25 protein-coding genes are annotated in these 22252 nt (G+C 54.3%); 11 read left to right on the top strand and 14 right to left on the bottom strand.

All coding sequences use genetic code 11. From position 1 onward, the window contains the following. Window positions 1-31: 31 nt before the first annotated feature. The gene (infC, locus tag FHC48_RS16580) at window positions 32-574 is read right to left on the bottom strand and encodes a translation initiation factor IF-3 (protein ID WP_023616141.1); all 543 of its coding nucleotides are present in this window, start codon (window positions 572-574) and stop codon (window positions 32-34) included. 3 nt (window positions 575-577) lie between these two features. Further along, a complete protein-coding gene (gene thrS, locus FHC48_RS16575) occupies window positions 578-2506 on the bottom strand; it encodes a threonine--tRNA ligase (RefSeq protein ID WP_008500657.1) in 1929 nt (642 codons plus the stop codon). A gap of 216 nt (window positions 2507-2722) precedes the next feature. On the opposite strand from thrS, the gene yncL reads away from it, so the two are divergent. Both yncL and yniD read left to right on the top strand, forming a co-directional pair. Continuing rightward, entirely contained in the window at window positions 2723-2923 is a 201-nt protein-coding gene (gene yncL, locus FHC48_RS23690) for a stress response membrane protein YncL (RefSeq protein WP_084635613.1), read from the top strand. Window positions 2924-3021: 98 nt separating this feature from the next. Continuing rightward, on the top strand, window positions 3022-3129 hold the full coding sequence (gene yniD / locus FHC48_RS16565) for a small membrane protein YniD (protein ID WP_119312086.1): 108 nt from the start codon (window positions 3022-3024) through the stop codon (window positions 3127-3129). Between the two features lie 80 nt (window positions 3130-3209). Here yniD and FHC48_RS16560 read toward each other — a convergent pair whose 3' ends face one another. Further along, window positions 3210-3968, bottom strand: a complete 759-nt coding sequence (locus FHC48_RS16560) for a YdiY family protein (protein ID WP_021241081.1) — start codon at window positions 3966-3968, stop codon at window positions 3210-3212. A 295-nt stretch (window positions 3969-4263) separates the two neighbouring features. Between FHC48_RS16560 and pfkB the strand changes: the two genes are divergently transcribed. The 3 genes from pfkB to FHC48_RS16545 all read left to right on the top strand — a co-directional run bounded on the left by pfkB (window position 4264) and on the right by FHC48_RS16545 (window position 6559). Beyond that, a complete protein-coding gene (gene pfkB / locus FHC48_RS16555) occupies window positions 4264-5196 on the top strand; it encodes a 6-phosphofructokinase II (protein ID WP_008500660.1) in 933 nt (310 codons plus the stop codon). 106 nt (window positions 5197-5302) lie between these two features. Next, window positions 5303-5593, top strand: coding sequence for a type V toxin-antitoxin system endoribonuclease antitoxin GhoS (gene ghoS, locus FHC48_RS16550; RefSeq protein ID WP_008500661.1), 291 nt, complete (start codon window positions 5303-5305; stop codon window positions 5591-5593). Window positions 5594-5698: 105 nt separating this feature from the next. Beyond that, entirely contained in the window at window positions 5699-6559 is an 861-nt protein-coding gene (locus tag FHC48_RS16545; RefSeq protein WP_008500662.1) for a fructosamine kinase family protein, read from the top strand. A 36-nt stretch (window positions 6560-6595) separates the two neighbouring features. Here FHC48_RS16545 and FHC48_RS16540 read toward each other — a convergent pair whose 3' ends face one another. After that, on the bottom strand, window positions 6596-7132 hold the full coding sequence (locus FHC48_RS16540) for a YniB family protein (protein WP_008500663.1): 537 nt from the start codon (window positions 7130-7132) through the stop codon (window positions 6596-6598). A 148-nt stretch (window positions 7133-7280) separates the two neighbouring features. Here FHC48_RS16540 and hxpB point away from each other — a divergent pair, with 148 nt between their 5' ends. The 3 genes from hxpB (at window position 7281) to FHC48_RS16525 (ending at window position 10163) form a co-directional block, all read left to right on the top strand. Beyond that, window positions 7281-7952 (top strand): hexitol phosphatase HxpB, encoded by a 672-nt coding sequence (gene hxpB / locus FHC48_RS16535; RefSeq protein ID WP_220420551.1) that lies wholly within the window; start codon window positions 7281-7283, stop codon window positions 7950-7952. 101 nt (window positions 7953-8053) lie between these two features. Beyond that, window positions 8054-8644, top strand: coding sequence for a metal-dependent hydrolase (locus FHC48_RS16530; protein ID WP_059364125.1), 591 nt, complete (start codon window positions 8054-8056; stop codon window positions 8642-8644). Between the two features lie 127 nt (window positions 8645-8771). After that, window positions 8772-10163 carry an L-cystine transporter gene (locus FHC48_RS16525; protein WP_045353715.1) on the top strand — a complete coding sequence of 464 codons (1392 nt, stop codon included), beginning with the start codon at window positions 8772-8774 and terminating at the stop codon, window positions 10161-10163. Between the two features lie 48 nt (window positions 10164-10211). Here FHC48_RS16525 and cedA read toward each other — a convergent pair whose 3' ends face one another. Beyond that, complete coding sequence (gene cedA, locus FHC48_RS16520; protein WP_191091794.1) at window positions 10212-10487, bottom strand: cell division activator CedA; 276 nt, start codon at window positions 10485-10487, stop codon at window positions 10212-10214. 167 nt (window positions 10488-10654) lie between these two features. Between cedA and katE the strand changes: the two genes are divergently transcribed. Further along, complete coding sequence (gene katE, locus FHC48_RS16515; protein WP_059364109.1) at window positions 10655-12904, top strand: catalase HPII; 2250 nt, start codon at window positions 10655-10657, stop codon at window positions 12902-12904. A 93-nt stretch (window positions 12905-12997) separates the two neighbouring features. On the opposite strand, the gene chbG is transcribed toward katE, so the two are convergent. The 7 genes from chbG to osmE form a co-directional block, all read right to left on the bottom strand. Beyond that, window positions 12998-13747 carry a chitin disaccharide deacetylase gene (gene chbG, locus FHC48_RS16510; protein ID WP_059364712.1) on the bottom strand — a complete coding sequence of 250 codons (750 nt, stop codon included), beginning with the start codon at window positions 13745-13747 and terminating at the stop codon, window positions 12998-13000. Window positions 13748-13758: 11 nt separating this feature from the next. Next, on the bottom strand, window positions 13759-15114 hold the full coding sequence (locus FHC48_RS16505; protein WP_059364709.1) for a 6-phospho-beta-glucosidase: 1356 nt from the start codon (window positions 15112-15114) through the stop codon (window positions 13759-13761). 109 nt (window positions 15115-15223) lie between these two features. Then, a complete protein-coding gene (gene chbR / locus FHC48_RS16500) occupies window positions 15224-16042 on the bottom strand; it encodes a transcriptional regulator ChbR (protein WP_008500673.1) in 819 nt (272 codons plus the stop codon). Between the two features lie 29 nt (window positions 16043-16071). Then, on the bottom strand, window positions 16072-16419 hold the full coding sequence (chbA, locus tag FHC48_RS16495; RefSeq protein WP_021241072.1) for a PTS N,N'-diacetylchitobiose transporter subunit IIA: 348 nt from the start codon (window positions 16417-16419) through the stop codon (window positions 16072-16074). A gap of 46 nt (window positions 16420-16465) precedes the next feature. Then, window positions 16466-17824 carry a PTS N,N'-diacetylchitobiose transporter subunit IIC gene (chbC, locus tag FHC48_RS16490; protein WP_008500675.1) on the bottom strand — a complete coding sequence of 453 codons (1359 nt, stop codon included), beginning with the start codon at window positions 17822-17824 and terminating at the stop codon, window positions 16466-16468. Window positions 17825-17903: 79 nt separating this feature from the next. Continuing rightward, on the bottom strand, window positions 17904-18221 hold the full coding sequence (gene chbB / locus FHC48_RS16485) for a PTS N,N'-diacetylchitobiose transporter subunit IIB (RefSeq protein WP_008500676.1): 318 nt from the start codon (window positions 18219-18221) through the stop codon (window positions 17904-17906). Between the two features lie 285 nt (window positions 18222-18506). After that, window positions 18507-18848, bottom strand: a complete 342-nt coding sequence (osmE, locus tag FHC48_RS16480) for an osmotically-inducible lipoprotein OsmE (protein ID WP_008500677.1) — start codon at window positions 18846-18848, stop codon at window positions 18507-18509. A 221-nt stretch (window positions 18849-19069) separates the two neighbouring features. On the opposite strand from osmE, the gene nadE reads away from it, so the two are divergent. Next, window positions 19070-19894: an ammonia-dependent NAD(+) synthetase gene (nadE, locus tag FHC48_RS16475; protein WP_008500678.1), complete on the top strand. Its 825-nt coding sequence runs from the start codon at window positions 19070-19072 to the stop codon at window positions 19892-19894. A gap of 115 nt (window positions 19895-20009) precedes the next feature. Further along, window positions 20010-20888, top strand: coding sequence for an excinuclease Cho (gene cho, locus FHC48_RS16470; RefSeq protein ID WP_025911692.1), 879 nt, complete (start codon window positions 20010-20012; stop codon window positions 20886-20888). Here the strand turns inward: cho and ves are convergent. Together ves and spy are read right to left on the bottom strand one after the other, a co-directional pair. After that, complete coding sequence (gene ves, locus FHC48_RS16465) at window positions 20866-21423, bottom strand: environmental stress-induced protein Ves (RefSeq protein ID WP_021241069.1); 558 nt, start codon at window positions 21421-21423, stop codon at window positions 20866-20868. The genes cho and ves overlap by 23 nt on opposite strands. A 296-nt stretch (window positions 21424-21719) precedes the next feature. Further along, complete coding sequence (spy, locus tag FHC48_RS16460) at window positions 21720-22214, bottom strand: ATP-independent periplasmic protein-refolding chaperone Spy (RefSeq protein WP_008500682.1); 495 nt, start codon at window positions 22212-22214, stop codon at window positions 21720-21722. Window positions 22215-22252: the final 38 nt, after the last annotated feature.

Below are 22252 nucleotides of genomic sequence, written 5' to 3'. Positions count from 1 at the left end.
AAGGCTCCACAGATTTTGCTGCTTGAAGGCCTTACTGTTTCTTCTTAGGAGCGAGCACCATGATCATCTGGCGGCCTTCGATCTTCGTAGGGAAGGATTCGACTACTGCCAGTTCACTCAGATCGTCACGGACGCGGTTAAGCACTTCCATACCAATCTGTTGGTGGGCCATCTCACGACCGCGGAAACGCAGTGTGATCTTGGCCTTATCGCCATCTTCCAGAAAGCGAATCAGGCTGCGGAGTTTTACCTGATAATCGCCATCGTCTGTACCAGGACGGAATTTGATTTCCTTAACCTGGATAACTTTTTGCTTCTTCTTCTGTTCCTTAGAAGACTTACTCTTTTCATAAAGGAACTTGCCGTAGTCCATGATACGACAAACTGGCGGTTCGGCGTTAGGGCTGATTTCAACTAAATCTACTCCAGCTTCTTCAGCCTTTTCGATTGCTTCTCTCAGACTCACAATCCCCAGCTGCTCGCCTTCCAGACCTGTTAAGCGAACTTCCTGGGCGCGAATCTCGCCATTGATACGATTCGGACGTGCCGTTTGAACTCGTTTTCCGCCTTTAATACCTTATTCCTCCAGTTGTTGAAGACTGCGGCTGCGAATCTCTTGTTGCAGCTTCTCAATCACTTCACTTACGTCCAGGCTGCCCAGGTCTTTACCACGGCGGGTGCGAACGGCAACTTTGCCTGCTTCCACCTCTTTATCACCACAGACCAACATATACGGGACACGACGTAAAGTGTGCTCGCGGATTTTAAAGCCAATCTTCTCATTTCTCAAGTCTGCTTTTACGCGAATGCCCGCATTTTGTAGTTTCTGCGTCAATTCTTTAACGTAATCTGCCTGAGAATCGGTAATGTTCATCACCACCACCTGCACCGGCGCAAGCCAGGTTGGGAAGAAGCCGGCGAACTCTTCGGTCAGGATGCCGATGAAGCGTTCCAGAGAACCGAGAATGGCACGGTGAATCATTACCGGCACCTGACGCTCGTTGTCTTCGCCAACATAAGAGGCGCTTAAACGCTGCGGCAGGGAGAAGTCCAGCTGTACAGTACCGCACTGCCATGCGCGATCGAGGCAGTCATACAGGGTAAATTCGATTTTCGGACCGTAGAATGCGCCCTCGCCCAGCTGGTATTCGAACGGAATGCCGTTCTCTTCCAGCGCCACGGCGAGATCCGCTTCTGCGCGATCCCAGGTCTCATCGCTACCGATACGTTTTTCCGGACGCGTTGAGAGTTTGACCACGATCTTCTCGAAGCCAAAGGTGCTGTACATATCGTAGACCATACGAATACAGGCGTTAACTTCGTCACGGACCTGATCTTCGGTACAGAAGATATGCGCATCATCCTGCGTAAAGCCACGCACGCGCATCAGACCGTGCAGCGCACCTGATGGCTCGTTACGGTGGCAGCTACCGAACTCCGCCATACGCAGCGGCAGGTCACGGTAGGATTTCAGACCCTGATTGAAGATCTGAACGTGGCCCGGGCAGTTCATTGGCTTGATGCAGTATTCACGGTTCTCAGAGGAGGTGGTGAACATCGCATCCTTGTAGTTGTCCCAGTGGCCGGTTTTTTCCCACAGCACACGGTCCATCATGAACGGGCCTTTCACTTCCTGATACTGGTACTCTTTCAGCTTGGAGCGTACGAAGGTTTCCAGTTCACGGAAGATGGTCCAGCCGTCGTTATGCCAGAACACCATACCCGGCGCTTCTTCCTGCATGTGGTACAGGTCAAGCTGCTTGCCGATTTTACGGTGGTCACGCTTCGCCGCCTCTTCCAGGCGCAGCAGGTAAGCGTTCAGGGCTTTTTTATCGGCCCATGCGGTACCATAGATACGCTGCAACATCTTGTTGTTGCTGTCGCCGCGCCAGTAGGCGCCTGCGATCTTCATCAGCTTAAAGTGATGACAGAAGCGCATGTTCGGCACGTGCGGTCCACGGCACATGTCGACGTATTCTTCGTGATGGTACAAGCCAGGCTTGTCATCATGCGAAATGTTTTCGTCAAGAATCGAGACTTTATAGCTCTCGCCGCGCTTCACGAAGGTTTCACGCGCTTCGTGCCAGCTGACTTTCTTCTTGATGACGTCATAGTTCGTTTCGGCGAGCTCGTGCATACGTTTTTCGAGCGCGTCGATATCTTCCTGAGTCAGGGTATGGTCAAGGTCAACGTCGTAGTAGAAACCATTATCGATAACCGGACCGATCGCCATTTTGGTGTTTGGCCACAGCTGTTTGATGGCATGGCCCAACAGGTGCGCGCAGGAGTGACGAATGATCTCCAGACCTTCTTCATCTTTTGCGGTGATGATGGCCAGCGTCGCATCGTTTTCGATCAGATCGGAGGCATCCACCAGCTCACCGTTGACACGGCCGGCGATGGTCGCTTTCGCGAGACCAGGACCGATGTCCAGGGCAACATCCATTGGGCTAACAGCGCGGTCGAAATGGCGTTGGCTGCCATCAGGAAGAGTAATTACAGGCATTTTATATCCTTATTTGCAGTGATGCCCCACACATAAGAGCATATACAAAGAAAATAATCGTGATTTGACAATAGATTACGACACCATCTGACCAACAATCGTCAAATTGGTTCGTCATCATTCACCTGCCGGAAAATCAGACAACGCCGGATATACGGCAAGCCTTGCAATGTTAACACTAACAAAAGGGAGATTGCACCCTCTGCTGGCAGATTGATGTGCTGGCACTTTCGCATGAATTTGCAGGTTGCATATTCCCGGCGCTCGCAATTTAGAAATGCAGGGCTACTCTTGAACAGGTCTTTAAACCCAAAGGTGCATACCATGAACGTATCCAGTAGAACGGTTGTGATATTGAACATCCTTTCCGCCACAGGTTTATTGTTGATTCTCGCCGAACGATTCCACTGGTTCTGAACCGCCCCCTACGCTGGCATAACCCAATCGTTCCTGCGAAGGGGCATATTCAGGCCCTGTTTGGTAGACTGTGGATATCAACGAACAAGGATTAGGTTATGCCAACAAAACGATTTGCCGTAAAACACTGGAAAATGGTGCTGCTGCTGATTGCCATCTGCGGCGCAATGCTGTTACTCCGTTGGGCGGCGATGATTTGGGGTTAGGGGCGAGTAGAGCTCATCAGAAGGGACGTCACAAGATCAGAGAGAATAAACGGGCCGACATTATCATCGGCCCGTCTTTATTACATTCTATAACCCAGTGAAACCGTGGTTCTGCGGTCGGTATGATCCGGCGCAGACTCTGGTGGTGAAGAGTTCCAGGTCACGTTGTAGGCGACTTTCAGACCAAAGTGTTCGTTGATGGCCACGTTGAGCGCCGTCTCAGAGTTCAGCGTCGTGTCGTCGGCACCAAATACAGAAACACCCTGTGTAAATTTGGTGTTATCAGTCATCTGCCAGGCATAGGTACCAGAAGCGTAACCGAGCGGTTGGGTTTTGGTATCGCCATTGGTGTACTCGTCATAACGCACACCGGGACCGAATTCAAAACGGAGGCTGTGTACCGGACCGTTCAGGAACTGACGACCATAACCCGCCGTGAACACGTCACGCTGGCGATAACCGTTGTAACGGTCGGTTAACCAGCTTGCCTGACCAAACAGGTAGTCATAGTCGGTCATGTTGTAACGGCTACGTCCGCCTACCGCATATTTCTCGGAAGAGCGTTCGTCATTAGCGGACGTATTGCTGGCATTACCCCACAGAGACCAGGCGGTGGTATTACCGTACCAGGTGAGCGTACTGTCCGCCGTCAGAGAAGAGCTTTTGGTGTTACCGGATTGTGCCAAGTACCCCGCGTTCAGGTTACCTTCAAACGGTTTTTTCGCGGTGGAGGGATCGTCCATGACAGTAAAAACGGAATCATCGGCGGTCGCGTTCATAGCCGCAAACACGCCACCCGCCAGCATCAGTGCAGCGGGCACTGTCTTTAAAAGCTTCATTTTATTAAGGAGTCCGTACAACAAAAAAAGAGACCACACGGTCCCGGAATCTTTCTTGAGGATCAATGACAAGGCGTCCAGAGAAAGGTAACAAATTATAAAAAGCCGCAAATAACATAGCAATGTTTTCTTATTTCATTTTTTGAATAAGAACGATCCCAAAAAGCGTTTTATTTTATATGTCTCCGGCCTCACTTTTATTCACTATTCATATTTAAAATCATACTGTTATTTACATTGCCTTCCTGACAAATGGTGCCAGACTAAAAGGAACCCATGCTAAAAGGAGGTAATGATGGTTCCTATCTACACCCTGACGCTCTCCCCTTCCCTTGATTCCGCCACCCTGACGCCGCAGATTTATCCGGAAGGTAAATTGCGCTGTAGCGCCCCGGTCTTTGAGCCCGGCGGTGGCGGTATCAACGTGGCGCGCGCCATTACCCACCTCGGCGGCAAAGCCACGGCCATTTTCCCCGCAGGCGGTGCTACCGGTGAACACCTGGTCTCCCTGCTGGCAGATGAACAGGTGGCCGTAGAGACCGTCGAGGCGAAAGACTGGACGCGGCAAAACCTGCATGTTCACGTGGAATCCAGCGGCGAGCAGTACCGGTTTGTCATGCCGGGCGCGAAACTCACCGATGACGAGTTTCGTCAGCTTGAAGAGAAAGTGCTGACGATAGAAAGCGGCGCGCTGCTGGTGGTCAGCGGCAGCCTGCCGCCCGGCGTCAGCACGGAAAAATTAACCGCGCTGATTCAGGCGGCGCAGCAACGCGGTATCCGCTGCATCGTCGACAGCAGCGGCGAGGCCCTGCAAGCGGCCTTAGTGCCGGGCAATCTTGAACTGGTCAAACCCAACCAGAAAGAGTTAAGCGCGCTGGTCAACCGAGACTTGACGCAGCCTGACGATGTGCGCACCGCCGCGCAGGAGCTGGTACGCAGCGGCAAAGCGCGACGCGTGGTGGTTTCCCTCGGTCCGCAGGGGGCACTGGCCGTCGATGAAACGTCGTCCGTTCAGGTTGTTCCACCGCCGATGAAGAGCCAGAGCACGGTTGGCGCGGGTGACAGCATGGTGGGTGCGATGACGCTTAAGCTTGCGCAGGGTGCGTCACTGCTGGAGATGACGCGCTACGGCGTGGCGGCGGGTAGCGCCGCCACCATCAACCAGGGCACGCGCCTCTGTTCGCTGGCCGATACGCAAAAAATCGTCGATTACCTGTCCCGAAATTAACGTCTGTTCCCCTTCATCTGCATGAAGGGGAACGTCATCCCCGAGTCGCCAAACGCAAACTATCGACTATGCTAAGAAAACTTCCATGATAACAATGAGGTGAATTATGAGCAGTGGTGACATCACTCGTTATGTCGTAACCGTCAACCTTCATGAGGCATCGCTTACCGAGCTAAATGAGCTCAACAATGCCTTCACCCGGGCTAATTTTCTCCTCACCCTGACGGATGACGAAGGCAATATTCATGATTTAGGCACCCTGGCATTTGGCCTGATCGGCGCGCTTAATAAAGAAGAGGTCCATGCGCTGGCCGCCAGCCTGGTGGAAAGTGTGACCGACAAGCCCGCCGAAATTGACGTCGACACCTGGGAAAGCTGGCAGAAAAAAGAACAATAAGTGCCCTGTATGAAATTAAACCGCTCAGGTGTGCGTTAGTTCGTATTTTTTTACCGCAATAATGCGCTAACTTTATGATCTGGCAGACAACATGGGAGAGTCAACATGTGGCAGGCTATCAGTCATCTTTTAAGTGAGCAGCTGGGTGAAGGTGAAATTGAACTGCGTAACGAACTGCCAGGCGGAGAGATCCACGCCGCGTGGCATTTACGCTACGCAGGGCGCGATCTCTTCGTAAAATGCGATGAACGTGAGTTGCTTCCGATATTTACCGCCGAAGCCGATCAGCTGGAGCTGTTGTCGCGCAGTAAAACGGTGACGGTCCCGCAGGTTCTGGCCGTCGGTAGCGACCGCGATTACAGTTTTCTGGTCATGGAATATCTCCCCGCCCGTCCGCTGGATGCCCATAACGCTTTCATTCTTGGCCAGCAGCTAGCGCGCCTCCATCAGTGGAGCGACCAGCCGCAGTTTGGCCTTGATTTTGACAACGATCTCTCCACCACGCCACAGCCCAATGCCTGGCAGCGTCGCTGGTCGACGTTTTTTGCCGAGCAGCGCATTGGCTGGCAGCTTGAGCTTGCCGCCGAGAAAGGGCTGGAGTTTGGCAATATTGATGCCATCGTCGAGCACGTGCAGCAGCGCCTGGCCTCCCACCAGCCTCAGGCGTCTCTGCTCCACGGTGATTTGTGGTCCGATAACTGCGCGCTGGGGCCCAACGGCCCCTATATCTTCGACCCGGCCTGCTACTGGGGCGACCGTGAGTGCGATCTTGCCATGCTGCCGCTGCATCCAGAACAACCGCCGCAAATATACGACGGATATCAGTCGGTTTCTCCCCTGCCGCCCGGCTTCCTCGATCGTCAACCGGTGTATCAGCTTTATACGCTGATGAACCGCGCCATACTTTTTGGTGGGGAACACCTGGTTAACGCCCAGCGGGCGCTTGAGCGCATGCTTGCCGCCTGAGACGTGAACGGGTGGCTTTGCCGCCACCCGTATCGGTTACAGAAAACCGAGCAGTGAGAAGAAGAAGTATCCTGCCACAATGATGATCACGGGAAGGATATAGAGCGGGAAAATTTGCAGGAAAATGGTGTGACGCGGCACAACAATGCGGGATTCAATCTGCTCCCGGCTCATGCCTTCCGGGCCTTTGGCCTGCTCCAGAATGAGCTGGTCCTCGACGCCCTCGCGTAAGAAGCGCGTCTGACGGCTCATTCGCGCGCCAGAGGCCTGCAGCGCCAGCGCAACAAAGATCAGGGCGTAGATCACCCAAAAGCCGATATTCAGCTGATGCTGAAAATCCGGGGTCGGTGAGTTAAACCAGAAGACATTCAAGAATGGCGTATTAAAACGCATCATCTCAATCATCACATGCGCAAAATCAAGCATAACCGCATTGATACCCGGCTGTTTTTCGCTGTGATCGTACATAAATTTGAGTACAGAAATCAGCGTAGAAATGACGGCAGGAATAAAAATCACCCAGCCAGCAATACGTTTTAAGACCGCGATGCGTCCAGCTTGTTGATACGTCATCAGTTCCTCTTCATAAAGACGCGTTATTTGTGCCTAAGTCTACCTGCTGGTCATCAATTTCGCCCGCTCTTTAAAAGCAATATGCTAAATTGCAGAGTGTGCTTAGCACTTATCGTCTGTCGAACACCCTGGATAAGGAGACGTTGTGATGTCGACACCGCGCCAAATTCTTGCCGCAATTTTTGACATGGATGGATTACTGATCGATTCCGAACCGTTGTGGGATCGCGCCGAACTGGAGGTCATGGCCAGCCTGGGCGTGGACATCAGCCGCCGTAATGAACTTCCCGATACGCTGGGCCTGCGCATCGATATGGTGGTTGACCTGTGGTTTGCCCAACAGCCGTGGTCTGGACCGGGTCGTGATGAAGTGACCGCGCGCATTATCAGCCGCGCCATTTCGCTGGTAGAAGAGAGCAAGCCGCTGCTGCCCGGCGTACATGAGGCCGTCGCGCTGTGTAAAGCCCAGGGGCTCAAGGTCGGCCTGGCCTCGGCGTCACCGCTGCATATGCTGGAAAAAGTGCTCATCATGTTTGAACTGCGCGACAGTTTCGACGCGCTGGCGTCTGCTGAGAAATTGCCTTACAGCAAGCCGCACCCGCAGGTCTATCTGGACTGTGCCGCTAAGCTCGGCGTGGATCCCCTCAACTGCGTTGCGCTGGAAGATTCCGTTAACGGCATGATAGCGTCTAAAGCCGCGCGGATGCGCTCCATTGTGGTGCCTGCGGAAGAAGGCCGCCACGATCCCCGGTTTGCCCTTGCCGATGTGAAGCTGATTTCACTGGCAGAACTCACGGCGCATCACCTGCGGGGCGGTTAAGACCCTCCTGCAGTTTGTGACAAACAGTTACACCGTCACCTCTTCCGCCTACTGTATAAAAACCCTATACTGTATGAATTGACAGTTTTATGGGTTTTATCATGACGGCGGAAGGCCACCTGCTTTTTTCTATCGCGTGCGCAGTATTTGCCAAAAACGCTGAACTCACCCCCGTGCTGGCACAGGGGGACTGGTGGCATATCGTCCCTTCCGCCGTATTGACCTGTCTGCTGCCCGATATTGACCATCCCAAGTCCTTCCTCGGTCAGCGCCTGAAGTGGGTGTCAAAACCCATCGCCCGCGCGTTCGGCCACCGGGGGTTTACGCACAGCCTGCTGGCCGTGTTTGGCCTGCTGACGCTTTTCTATTTAAAAGTGCCCGAAAGCTGGATCGTCCCCGGTGATGCCATCCAGGGGATGGTGCTGGGCTATCTGAGCCATATTCTGGCCGATATGCTGACGCCCGCGGGCGTACCGCTGCTGTGGCCCTGCCGCTGGCGCTTCCGTTTTCCCATCCTCGCACCGCAGAAAGGGAACCAGGTGGAGCGCGTCTTGTGCATGGCGCTGTTTGCTTACGCCGTCTGGATGCCGCAAACGTTGCCCGAAAACAGTGCAGTCCGCTGGTCTTCCCAGATGATTAATTCGCTACAATTTCAGTTCAATCGCTTTATTCATCACCAGATTGAACAGTAAACCAACAAAATTATCCCATTTGTCATAACCCATTCCATTTGGATATAAGCGCGACATCACACTTCTGCTAACCTTCCGCCAACAGGATCGGTAAAAACCGACCCGATAATAAATCAGGAGAACGGGGATGAATTTTCCACTCATCGCGAACGTCGTTGTGTTCGTTGTATTGCTATTGCTTCTCGCGCAGGCGCGCCATAAACAGTGGAGCCTGGCGAAAAAGGTGCTGGTTGGTCTGGCCATGGGTGTCGTATTTGGTCTGGCATTACAGGCTATTTATGGCTCCGATAATCCAGTACTGAAAGATTCCATTCAGTGGTTCAACATTGTCGGTAACGGCTATGTTCAGCTGCTGCAGATGATCGTTATGCCGCTGGTATTCGCCTCTATTCTGAGCGCCGTTGCCCGCCTGCATAACGCGACCCAGTTGGGAAAAATCAGTTTCCTGACCATTGGTACGCTACTGTTCACCACGCTGATTGCCGCGCTGGTGGGTGTGCTGGTCACTAACCTGTTTGGCCTGACCGCAGAAGGTCTGGTTCAGGGTACCGCTGAAACGGCGCGTCTGACCGCAATTCAGACCAACTACGTCGGTAAAGTGGCTGACCTGACCGTGCCGCAGATGGTGCTCTCCTTCATTCCGAAGAACCCGTTTGCTGACCTGACCGGTGCGAGCCCAACCTCCATCATCAGCGTGGTTATTTTCGCCGCGTTCCTGGGCATGGCGGCGCTGAAGCTGCTGAAAGACGATGCGCCAAAAGGCGAACGCGTGCTGACCGCGATTGATACCCTGCAAAGCTGGGTGATGAAGCTGGTTCGTCTGGTTATGCAGCTCACCCCTTACGGCGTGCTGGCGCTGATGACCAAAGTGGTTGCCGGCTCTAACCTGCAGGACATCATTAAGCTGGGCAGCTTCGTTGTCGCCTCTTACCTGGGCCTTGGCATTATGTTCGTGGTGCACGGCATCCTGCTGGGCGTGAACGGCGTCAGCCCGCTGAAATACTTCCGTAAGGTCTGGCCGGTACTGACCTTTGCCTTCACCAGCCGTTCCAGCGCCGCGTCTATTCCGCTGAACGTTGAAGCACAGACTCGTCGTCTGGGCGTGCCTGAATCCATCGCCAGCTTCTCTGCCTCCTTTGGTGCCACCATTGGTCAGAACGGCTGTGCGGGTCTGTACCCGGCGATGCTGGCGGTAATGGTTGCTCCTACAGTCGGCATTAACCCGCTGGATCCAGTCTGGATCGCCACGCTGGTCGGGATTGTTACCGTAAGCTCCGCAGGCGTTGCGGGTGTTGGCGGCGGCGCAACCTTCGCCGCGCTGATTGTGCTGCCTGCGCTGGGTCTGCCCGTGACGCTGGTTGCCCTGCTGATCTCCGTTGAACCGCTGATCGACATGGGCCGTACAGCGCTGAACGTCAGCGGCTCCATGACCGCCGGTACGCTGACCAGCCAGTGGCTGAAGCAGACCGACAAAGCGATTCTGGAAAGTGAAGACGACGCCGAACTGGCGCATCGTTAATCGCTGTAGATATAAAAAAACCGCCAACAGGCGGTTTTTTTATGGCTGTTATTCTTCAACCTCTTCATCCTGGCGGATCTGCATCGCCCACCGCTGTGCGGACTCCGGCACCGTAAAGGTGGGAGAGCGACGGAAATGCTCGCCGATTAGCACAAAGGCCACGTATTTCCCCCGTAACTGCCACACATCGCGAAAACCCTCCACTTTCAGGGCATGGTCTGGCGGCGCGGGCTCAACGCGGGGCACATAGCTAATAACCTGGCGGTTTTGTTGACGAAGAGGTTTCATAAGCGACGGATTCACTAAAGCAAATTCTTGAAGCAGGAAAATTCTATGATAGCCGATCCTGCTGCCTTCCGTCGCGCTCCGAGTGGGTGAGATGGCTCCTTTCGTTAATGCTGGCATGTGAAAACTCTTAGTTCGCGAGCCATCTCACGACATTGTTCTATCCTTAATAGGGTTTTTAGCAATGGATAAAGGAGAAGCGTGCAATGTCGAACAAAGATAAAACACATCAATCACCGATTCATGGCACTGAAGAATCTCAACCGGGCATGGACTATCTCGCCCCTGCAGACGGCTCTCATCGCCCCTCCCCGGGCCCTTCCGCACCAGGCGAACAGCCTACCGCACCGGGAAGCATGAAATCCCCGGATACGGGAAACGACAAGCTGAAATCGCTTGAGCCACACCGTAAAGGCGGCGAAGGTTTTGCGCTCACCACCAATCAGGGCGTGCGCATTGCTGACGATCAGAACTCCCTTCGCGCAGGCTCGCGCGGGCCAACCCTGCTGGAAGACTTCATTCTGCGGGAAAAAATCACCCATTTTGACCACGAGCGGATACCGGAACGCATCGTCCACGCACGCGGTTCCGCTGCGCACGGCTATTTTCAGCCCTACAAGAGCCTGAAGGCGATCACCAAAGCGGACTTCCTCTCCGACCCGGATAAAATTACCCCGGTATTTGTGCGTTTCTCCACCGTGCAGGGCGGCGCAGGTTCGGCAGACACCGTCCGGGATATCCGCGGCTTTGCCACCAAGTTTTATACCGAAGAGGGGATTTTCGATCTGGTCGGCAATAACACGCCGGTGTTTTTCATTCAGGACGCGCATAAATTTCCTGACTTTGTCCATGCGGTAAAACCGGAGCCCCACTGGGCCATACCGCAGGGACAAAGTGCGCACGACACCTTCTGGGACTATGTCTCCCTGCAGCCTGAAACCTTACACAACGTGATGTGGGCGATGTCAGACCGCGGGATCCCCCGCAGCTACCGCACCATGGAGGGGTTCGGCATCCATACCTTCCGAATGATCAACGCCGAGGGGAAAGCCACGTTTGTCCGTTTCCACTGGAAGCCGGTGGCGGGTAAAGCCTCGCTGGTGTGGGACGAGGCGCAGAAGCTGACCGGGCGCGATCCGGACTTCCATCGCCGCGAGCTCTGGGAATCCATTGAAGCGGGCGACTTCCCGGAATACGAGCTGGGCCTGCAGCTCATCCCGGAAGAGGACGAATTTAAGTTCGATTTCGACCTTCTGGACCCGACGAAGCTGATCCCGGAAGAGCTGGTGCCGGTGCAGCTGGTGGGTAAAATGGTGCTCAACCGCAACCCGGATAACTTCTTTGCCGAAAACGAGCAGGCCGCGTTCCACCCGGGGCATATCGTGCCGGGGCTGGACTTCACCAACGATCCGCTCCTGCAGGGACGCCTGTTCTCCTATACCGATACGCAGATCAGCCGTCTGGGCGGGCCGAACTTCCACGAAATTCCGATCAACCGCCCAACCTGCCCGTACCACAACTTCCAGCGCGACGGGATGCACCGTCAGGATATTGATACCAACCCGGCAAACTATGAGCCGAACTCCATCAACGATAACTGGCCGCGTGAAACGCCTCCCGGACCGAAACGCGGTGGATTCGAATCCTATCAGGAGCGTATCGATGGCAATAAAATTCGCGAGCGCAGCCCCTCGTTCGGCGAGTATTACGCCCACCCTCGCCTGTTCTGGAACAGCCAGACGCCGATTGAGCAACAGCACATCATCGGCGGCTTCAGCTTTGAGCTGAGTAAAGTGGTGCGCACCTACATCCGCGAGCGCGTGGTCGATCAGCTGGCGCATATTGATGTTCAGCTTGCCCAGAGCGTCGCGGACAACCTGGGCATTACGCTGACCGACGAGCAGCGTAACCTCGCTCCGCCGAAAGAGGTTAACGGCGTGAAGAAAGATCCGTCGCTGAGCCTGTATGCGGTGCCGGGCGGCTCGATTAAAGGCCGCGTGGTTGCCATTCTGCTGAACGACAAAACCCGCGCCAGCGACGTGCTGGGGATCATGCAGGCGCTAAAAACCCAGGGCGTGCATGCCAAACTGCTCTATTCCCGCATGGGTGAAGTAACGGCCGACGATGGTTCTGTGCTGCCGGTCGCGGCGACCTTTGCCGGTGCGCCATCGCTCACCGTCGATGCGGTGATTGTGCCGGGCGGAGATCTTGCCAGTCTGCTGACCAACGGCGACGCCGTCTATTATCTGCTGGAAGCCTATAAGCACCTGAAGCCGATCGCGCTGTCCGGCGATGCGCGACAGTTTAAAGCGCAGCTGAAGGTGGCCGATCAGGGTGAGGACGGCATTGTCGAGGGAGATAACGTTGACGATGCCTTCATGACGAAGCTGTTTGATTTGCTCGCCGCGCACCGCGTCTGGTCACGCAGCTGTAAGATCGATCAGATTCCGGCGTAAAAAAAGCCCGGTAGCGGCTTCGCCTTACCGGGCCTACAAGAGTTAGCAGGTCGTTCGTAGGCCGGGTAAGGCGAAGCCGCCACCCGGCAACTCTTACAGCTCCCTGAACGTCCCCAACCGATACCCGCGTTCGGCAATCGCGTATTTCAGCGAGGCCGACGTCAGCACGTCCAGCTCCGCCAGCCGCGGCCAGCAGTAGGCACTTTTACGCACGGTGTTATCGACAAAGGCAGGATGCGCCATCACTTCCACCGAGGTTTCACCGCGGGCAGCGGAATCATCCAGCACCTTCAGGAACAGCGCTTCGCTGATCTCTTCTCCGTAAAACGCGCTGCTGAACCCCTCAGTGGATGTAACAGCGCAGTCCGGCAATCCGTGCACCTCGCGATCCACGCGCATCGCCACGCCTTTGCGCTGCGCAAACCCGGCGACAACAGGGAAAATTGCCGGGATCATATGCACGTGGTGATGGCTATCGATATGCGTCGGCGCCTGACCAAACACATCAACGAAGCGGTTGAACTGACAGTCCAGCTCGCGGGCAATCTCTTCGAGCGGCAGAGCACCCTGCTCCGCCCGTTCCCAAATCCATTTACCCAGCTGGCCGTCGCGCGTCAGGCCCGGCATTGGCGAAAGCGGCATCCCGAGCGTCAGCACAAAATGCATGCCGACGCCTAGCTCCGGCACATCGCGGCTCAGCTGCGCCGCGTGTTCAACCGCCTCAGCGTTAACCAGGGCCGTTGTAGAGGTCACAACCCCCCGGCGGCAGGCTTCAATAATGCCGTAGTTCTGACCTTTCGAGAGACCAAAATCATCAGCATTAACGATCAGCAGGTTTTCCATTGGGCGCCCTCTTATTGCTGTTTGAACTTCAGCTTCTCGATCGTGGCGGCAAAGTTCGGCAGCCATTTTTCATGCGCCAGAATCATCTCGCTGGCCAGCTGCTCCGCGTCACGGTCAGAATGCACCAGCGGGCTGAGGTTCAGGGCCAGCAGCACGTCATTGAGTTCCCCGCTCAGCGCCGCGTTGCTTGCTGCCACTTCAAAGCCTTTGATGGTATGAATCAGCCCCATGACCTTGTCATCGAAGTGGGTGATACGGGGATGCGGTTTAGCCCCCTCGCGCCCCAGGATGCAGGTCATTTCGACGGCCCAGTCAGCCGGAATATTGTCGACATGGCCGTGATGCGGGACGTTAACATAGTGCTCCGCCTGCTTGTCGTTGTAGATGGCGTTGATCACTTCGCACGCCGCATCGGAGTAGTAGGCCCCGCCGCGCTGCTCCAGCTCTTTCGGTTTGACGTTCAGGTTCGGGTCTTTATACAAATCGAACAGCTGCTTTTCGACCTTCTGAACGATCTGCGCACGCGCGCCGCCCTTATAATACTCGCCCATTTCGATGGCCAGCATCTCTTTCTGCTTGAAGTAGTAAAGCAGGTACGAGCAAGGCAGCAGATTCAGCGAGCGGATCAGCCCTTCGCTGAACGGCAGGTCAAAGATGTTTTTCACCGATGCCGCCGTCAGACGACCGGAGGCTACGCCGTCGAGGAGCTCGGCAAAGCGCGATTCTCCGTTCACGATGACATCCTTAATAAACACCATGTGGTTCAGGCCGAACAGATCGATGGAGAGATCGTCGTTGTCGGTCAGCGCCAGCACGTCGCGGATGAACATCTTCATGCCGATCGGAATATTACAGACGCCGATAAAGCGTTTGAAGTTCGTATGACGATAGACCGCCTCGGTCACCATACCGGCCGGGTTGGTGAAGTTAATGACCCACGCGTTCGGGCAGATCTCCTGCACGTCTTTGACGATGTCGAAAATGACCGGGATGGTGCGCAGGCCTTTAAACAGGCCGCCCACGCCGTTGGTCTCCTGCCCCAGATACCCGTGGCTCAGGGGAATACGCTCGTCCAGCTCACGCGCCTTCAGCTGGCCGACGCGCAGCTGGGTGGTGACAAAATCCGCATCTTTCAGCGCCAGACGACGGTCGAGGGTTTTATGCACGGTCAGAGGCACGCCCGCTTTTTCCACCATGCGCTTGCACAGGTCGAAAATAATATTCAGCTTCTCCTGACCTTCCTCAACGTCCACCAGCCATAATTCGCTGACCGGTAATTCATGATAACGTTTCAGGAAACCTTCGAGTAATTCCGGGGTATAGCTGCTGCCGCCACCAATGGTTACGACTTTTAATTTCTTCTGCATAATATCTCCCTTAGCGTATCAGGTTAATCGCCTGCAAGGTATAGCGTGCTCTTCCCGCTATTTGGGCAAGCCATTAAAGCAATATTCGTGGCGGGTAATCCGCCGACAGTTAATTAATTACCGTCAAATTTTTCCGGTAACTGTTCGGTGTGAATGACGTCAATTTCTTAAAGGTTTTAATAAACAGGCTGGGGCTGCTGTATCCTGACTCGTATGCAATATCGGTGACAGAATAGTTGGTAATTTCCAGCTGTTTTTTAGCAAAATTAATGCGGATTTCATTAATAATTTGCACGGGCGTTTTACGGTAATAACGCTGCGTCGCGCGGGTCAGATATTCCTGGGATTTGCCCGACAGGGAGACCATATTTTCCAGCGCATTTTCGCTGAACTGGCTTTTATCGTGCATCAGCTCAACGGTGCTGCGTAGCCATTGCGGAATATCATCCGTCACCTGCTGCTCTTCACGATGATGGCGCAGCCGGTTCATCACGTAGAAGGTCACCGTTTCAATAAACTCATCAAATTCATTGTCGCGGAAGTTAAGCGAGGCGATAACCGTTTCAATCCAGGTCATGAACTCGTTTTTGACGCGATAAACCTGGGAGGCCACAAAGCAGAACGGCACCAGCGGCAGATAATGCTTCTCGAAGAAACGTCTGCTGACGCCCACATTCAGAATGCGGGTGGCACCAAATTCGTAAAAGCTCTGGTGATAAGATCCCATCGGCAGGAAGACAAAATCCCCTCGTTCAAGCAGAACGCGCTTACCGTTGATCTCCTGGTAGTAGCGGCCGGTCAGAACAATCGTGAACTCGTAGTAGTCATGCTGATGCAGACCGCTGGCGCTCTCCGTCTTGTTGTAGATAACCACGTGAAAATTTTTGCCATTAAACAGCTGCTGTTCAAGTGCGGTTTTAATTTCCATCGTGCTGACCTCCTGCTACTCAGTCTGACTTACTGCATCTTCTCGTGAAGCTCAATGAGCTCCGCCACCAGCTCGCGTGCCAGCATCGAGGTCATCAGGTGATCCTGCGCGTGGACCAGCACCAGGCTGACCTTCATCTTCCCTTCGCCCTGATCGCTTTCAATCAGCTTTGTCTGCACCAGGTGCGCTTCGTTCAGCGCCGTGCGGGACTGTTCCATCATGGTTTTCGCCGCGGCAAAATCCCCCTGCTTGGCCTGCTTCAGCGCGGCGTAGGCCAGGCTGCGGGCCTGCCCGGAGTTGATGATAAGCCCCATCACCACTTCTTCGAGATCGTTCTCGACGGCTTCGTCTGCGACAATATTATCCAAATCTAACATCTTTAAGCTCCTTGTGGCTGGCGCGGGTTTCCCCGCGCCGTCAATCTTAGAATTTCAGTGAGAGGGCGATATCCTCTTCGCTCTCTTCTTCATCAATGATGGTGGCGGCTTTGTTCGCAATCGCCACGAACGGCATGTACAACAGGGTGGCAATCCCGAGGTTAAATATCGCCAGCAGGAAGGCTGCGACGCTGCCGTTGGTGTTGAAGAAGGCGCCCAGACCCGCTGGCATGGTCCACGGTGCAATGTTGGTGACCGGTGGAATGATGCCCATGTAATACGCCGTCAGGGTGATAGCGGCCAGCAGCGGCTGAACCAGGATGAACGGAATGAACATGACCGGGTTCATGATGATTGGCAGACCGAACAGAATCGGTTCGTTAATCTGGAAGATGCCTGATGGCAGCGCCAGCTTCGCGACCTGACGGTAGTCTGCGCGACGAGAGACAATAAAGACCGCGATGATCAGACCCAAGGTTGCCCCGGTACCGCCCAGGAAGATATAGGAGTCAAGCATCGGCTTCGCCCACACATGGAAGGTTTTACCCGCTGCCAGCGCCGCATCAACAGAACCGTACTGTTGATAAAGCGCAACGTTTTCCAGTGCCCACGGGGTCATAATTCCGCTGTCCAGCGCGGCCAGTGCCAGTGAACCATGCACGCCAAAGAACCACAGCAGAGAGGTAAAAATCACATACGCCCAACCGACCACGCCACCCATAGACGCCAGCGGCGTAGAGATAGAGTCCATGATGATCTGGTGGAAGTTCGTGCCCCAGTGAGAGAGCGCCCAGGCGATAATCCCCATAATAGAGAGAATAATGAAGCCTGGAATCAACGCGGAAAATGAACGGGAAACGGAGGCCGGTACGCTATCCGGCAGGCGAATCACCCAGTTTCGACGGATGATAAAGGTGAACATCTCTGCCACCACCAGGCCGATAACAATACCGGAGATGATGTTAGCCCCACCCAGCCAGTTGGCGCCCACAGCATAGGCTTCACCGACGCTGTACGGGGTCACTGTCATAAAGGCGGCGACGGATAATAACCCGGCGGCCAGTGGGTCCACCTTACGCTCTTCTGCCAGCGCCATCCCAATAAAGAAAGGCGCCATCAGCGACATAATCCCCAACGTACCGTTATAGACGTTGCCGCCGATGGCTTTAAAACCATTAAGGGTTTCAATTGTGGAAGCGTCTAACCGAATTCCTAATGAATAAAAGAAGGAACCTTCACCAAAGCTCAGAAAAACGTTGTTAATTAAAACGAACATGGCCCCGGCCAGCGTCAACGGCATTAATTTAATAAAGCCGTTTTTGATGGCATTAACGTGAGGCTGCTTTCCTATTTTAACAGCAAAAGGAAGGAGTACCTTTTCAAGTGAAGCGATGACTTTACTCATAGGAAAATACCCTTAAATGCCGTAACGCATGTTACGGCGTATTGTGTGTGAAATAACTCTTTGACGGGAAAAATAAAAATTAATTAGCAGCTTTTTTAATCGCTGCCACAGCAGCTTTAAGAACACCTAAACCATCAATCTTGCCGTACAGCCCCGAGTCGATCACTTCGACCGGTTTATTAGGTAACAGTCGTTGAATTTCGGGCAACATATAGGCAATTTGCGGTCCCAGTAAAACAACATCGGCTGTCTGACCTTTTTCGCCCGCCAGCGTTTCCGGGAACGCTTCGATCACCACAGGGACTTCATACTTTTCAGCCTGCGCACGCATCTTTGACACCAGAAGCGAGGTTGACATGCCCGCTGAGCAGAACAGGTAGATATGTTTCTTTTCCATCGTAATTTCCCTCTTGTATGACTACCTGCCGTCGCGTTCTCACTGGACTCGCTGTCCCGGCAGACAGGTAGTTTGCGTACTGTTGTTTATCGTTGGACTGAGTATACGCAATGGTACAGACAGGGGATAATTCTGAACATACTCAAATTGTCTCTCATTGACCTGGCTTGTTGACTACCCTCACATTTCGGGCAAATAATTCGCGAAAAGAAATAAGATTTTCCGATGCATAAAAAAAACCGGCCTCAGGGCCGGTTTGTTAACATCCTCAGGCAAGGAGGGTGACTACGCCTTAGGTGCCTGCGGGTCAGTATCGTATTCAGCACAGGTCTGATAGCCGGAGTTGATCACATGACCGGTATCATCCAGGGCGACAAAGTAGGTTTCTGCCTTACCATCACGTTGACCCAGGATGTAGGTCTGGCAGGTGCCTTTCGCATGAATCATGGTGACTTCGGAAGAAGGTTTACCGGCAATCGCAGCGACCTGCGAACGGGTCATCCCTTTTTTGACATCTTTTACTACGGGCTGCGTAAACTGATCCTTGGTGCGATCGTAAGCCGTACACCCTGCCAGCATAGTCAGTACCGCCGCTGCGCTAAGAATTCCTGCTACGTTCTTGTTCATATTCCGTCCTCTTGTTTATCAGCGTGTTATCTAAGCATGGGATAAAAAGTACTATTGTTCAACTTTGTGCGTTACGCCAGACGAATTTCGGAAAATTCTAATAAAACAACGATAACCTGCTAAAACGGCGCAAATTAGCGCACTCGAAACTGTGATCCTTGTCGTTTTACGTCCAAAGGGTTAGTTTTAACAGTTAACACATTCTGTTTATGGAGAGCGTGATGACTCTGCAACAAGAGATTATCCAGGCGCTGGGCGCGAAGCCTGCGGTAGATGCAAATGAAGAGATCCGCCGCAGCGTGGATTTTTTAAAAGCGTATTTAAAGAAGAACTCTTTCCTGAAATCTCTGGTGCTGGGCATCAGCGGCGGCCAGGATTCAACGCTGACCGGTAAGCTCTGCCAGATGGCCATTTCAGAGCTGCGCGAGGAGACGGGAGATGAAACCCTGCAATTTATCGCCGTGCGTCTACCATATGGCGTACAGGCGGACGAGCAGGATTGCCAGGATGCAATCGCCTTCATTCAGCCTGACCGCGTGCTGACCGTAAATATTAAAGGCTCCGTGCTGGCAAGCGAGCAGGCGCTTCGCGAAGCGGGCATTGAGTTAAGCGATTTTGTTCGCGGCAACGAGAAAGCCCGCGAGCGCATGAAAGCGCAGTACAGCATTGCCGGGATGACCAAAGGCGTCGTGGTCGGCACCGACCATGCGGCAGAAGCGATCACCGGTTTCTTCACCAAGTACGGCGACGGCGGCACCGACATCAACCCGATCTTCCGCCTGAACAAGCGTCAGGGTAAGCAGCTGCTTGCCGCGCTGGGCTGTCCTGAGCATCTGTATAAGAAAGCGCCGACAGCGGACCTTGAAGACGATCGCCCTTCCCTGCCGGATGAAGCGGCCCTTGGCGTCACCTACGACAACATTGATGATTATCTGGAAGGCAAAAAGCTGGATGAAGGCACCGCGAAGATCATCGAAGGCTGGTATCTGAAAACCGAGCACAAGCGCCACACGCCAATTACGGTGTTTGACGACTTCTGGAAATAAACGCAAAACGGTAACCCCGTTTTGTAGGCCGGGTAAGGCGTCGCCGCTACCCGGCTCTTTTTTAACCACCACACTCCTGCTACACTGTATGCCTGAACAGTATATGGAGCAGTATGTGAGCAGGCGTCAATCCGCCCCGCGTCTTGAATTTGAAGCGGCGGCTATCTACGAATATCCCGAGCACCTTCGCCCCTGGCTTGAGGCACTGCCTAAACAGCCGGGCGTGTACATCTTTCACGGCGAAAGCGACACCCTGCCGCTCTACATCGGCAAGAGCGTTAACATTCGCAGTCGGGTGTTATCCCATCTGCGTACCCCGGACGAGGCCGCCATGCTGCGCCAGTCGCGACGCATTACCTGGTTCCAGACGGCAGGAGAAATGGGCGCGCTGTTGCTGGAGGCGCGTTTGATTAAAGAGCAGCAGCCGCTATTCAACAAGCGCCTGCGCCGCAACCGTCAGCTCTGCTCCCTGCAGATCAACGAAGGCAAGCCGCAGGTCGTCTACGCGCGCGACGTCGATTTTTCTCATGCCCCGAATCTCTATGGACTGTTCGCCAATAAACGTGCGGCACTTCAGGCGCTGCAGACGCTGGCGGACGAACTCCAGCTTTGCTACAGCCTTTTGGGCCTGGAGGCGACCACGCGCGGACGCGCCTGTTTCCGATCCGCGCTGAAGCGCTGTGCCGGTGCCTGCTGTGGGAAAGAGAGCGTTGAGGCGCACCACGCCCGGCTCCTCGCCGGTCTGGCGGCCATCAGCGTGAAGTGCTGGCCCTGGGAAAGCGCCGTTGCGCTAAAAGAAGTGGGTGACGCGATGACCCAATATCACATCGTCAATAACTGGCTCTGGCTGGGCGCTGTCGACGATATCAACGACGCGGCAACCCTGCTGCGCACGCCCGCCGGATTTGACCACGATGGCTACAAAATTCTCTGTAAACCTGTGCTGGCCGGTAAGTTTGAAATCATTGAGCTCAATGGCCTGGCAGCCACGTGATTTCGCTGAACAATAAGGTACCCTGAGCCTCCAGCAGACGCAGCGTATGGGTACCCTCCTCCCAGCTGGCGCCCTGATCGGCCGTCAGCAATTTATCACCCAGCTGCCACGCCCCGCTTAACACAAACACCACGCCCCCGCGTGTGCCAAAGGTGGTAAAGGTACGGTCAGCCACGCGCACCTTCGCCCGACAGCAGTCGCGACGGGTCATGATGTTGAAGTCCATCGCCATCCGCCCATCGGACAGCAGCGCTTTCACCGGCAGGTCGCCGGCAAAGCTATAGGGCTGATGGTGCTTCAGGGTATGGAAGAACGCCTGGCCCGCATCCAGCGTCACCTCCCCGCCTTCCAGCAAGGTAATTACCCGATCGACGCCGGGAAAAGAGGAAAATTCGCCGTTGCTGGCGATAGTTGCGATACTGGCGCGCCAGTGAAAATCGCGCGTTGCGGGAGGGAAACAACAAATCTCACGCGTTTCACCCGCACCATTGCGCCAGAGGCTGACCGGCATCTTACGGATATCAAAGAACTCCATCACCACTCCTGAATGGCACAACCCGTGCCAGGGCAAGGATATTGCTATCGTTGCTGTCTTGTTTGTTATCGTTAGGTATTCACAACACAGTATCGGCAGCAGAGCGGGCAGGCCTTAGCGGAACGTTAATAAAAATTCTAACGCCATGACTCTACAAACATTCTCTGATGCGACTACAGGAGCATACCGCGCTGGCGGCGGCAGACAAGAGGGCAGGAAAGAAAAACCGCCGGTCCTGTCCACAGCGATTGCGCTTTTGTGGACAGGATCCCGGCGGTCTTAAGAGAGTGAACCGATTATTCGGTTGGTGCTGGCATTTTACCTTCCATCGCCGGACGTTCTGTCAGACGCTTCTCAAAATTCGCATTAAATTGTTTTTTCTGTTCCGGGGTCAGAATGTTGTAGATCTTGTTCTGGGTTTCCAGGTGAGCCAGCATGCGGGCTTTGTGCTGCTCGGCCATTTTGTCGATCTGCGCTTCGGCTTTCGCCTTGTCGAAGCTGTCGCTGGCGATGATGTCATGCATGGCACGACGCTCTTCCAGCGGCGGACGTTTCATCTGGTCGCGTTCGCTTTTCCGGATATCGCGGATCTGCTGTTTCTGTGCATCCGTCAGGTTGAGATCCTTAAACATCATCATCTCGTTGTGCATACCCGGGCCTTTATGATGCATCATCATTTTGCCTTCAGCAGGCGCGGCAGCGGTGGTGGTCGCAGTATCTGCGGCGAACGCCATGCTGGTAGCGCCCAGAGCCAGGGTAGAAGCAACAAACAGTGCAGTAAACTTACGCATAATTTATTTCCTTTCTTTCAGTTATTCTTCGGCGCTAT

The sequence above is a fragment of the Enterobacter sp. EC_50 genome (assembly GCF_019584525.1).
Taxonomy (GTDB): Bacteria; Pseudomonadota; Gammaproteobacteria; order Enterobacterales; family Enterobacteriaceae; genus Enterobacter; species Enterobacter roggenkampii.
The sequence above is the reverse complement of the archived record's forward strand: the minus strand, read 5'-3'. Positions and strand labels throughout refer to the sequence as shown.